This is a genomic window from Dietzia sp. SYD-A1 (genome assembly GCF_015356725.1).
In the GTDB taxonomy this organism is placed as follows: Bacteria; Actinomycetota; Actinomycetes; order Mycobacteriales; family Mycobacteriaceae; genus Dietzia.
This window is the reverse complement of record NZ_JADDKI010000660.1, coordinates 1-461: the sequence shown is the minus strand read 5'-3', so window position 1 is coordinate 461 and position 461 is coordinate 1. Positions and strand designations below refer to the sequence as shown.

Below are 461 nucleotides of genomic sequence, written 5' to 3'. Positions count from 1 at the left end.
GTCCCGCTCGACGCCGCGATCCTCTTCGCCCCGGCGGGGGAGATCGTGCCGGAGGCCCTGGCGGCACTCGCCCCCGGCGCGACCCTCGCCGTGGCCGGCATCCACCTCTCCGACATCCCCCGGCTCGACTACCAGCGGCACCTGTTCCACGAGCGGACCGTGACCAGTGTGGAGAGCAACACCCGCTCCGACGGCGAGGAGTTCCTCGCCCTGGCCGAGCGCCTCGCCCTCCGCCCCACCACCCACGAGTACCGCCTCGACGAGGCCGACGCCGCCCTGGCCTACCTCGACGCAGGGGACGTCCGCGGCGCCGGCGTCCTCCGCGTGGCCGACCGGTCCACCGAACGACGCCGACCGTCAGCCCGCCGCGCTCCGGCTGACCGCGACGGCGGCTGAACCGGGCACCGGCTAGGAGCGTGGGTCAGTAACACGCCAGTTCAGGTCCGCTGATGGGGCGGGTT

The 461-nt window shown here is 74.4% G+C and carries 1 pseudogene; it reads left to right on the top strand.

The features are described 5' to 3' along the window. Positions 1 to 396, top strand: a pseudogene (locus IY392_RS18300) (hypothetical protein); the annotation flags it as partial. Positions 397 to 461 lie beyond the last annotated feature (65 nt).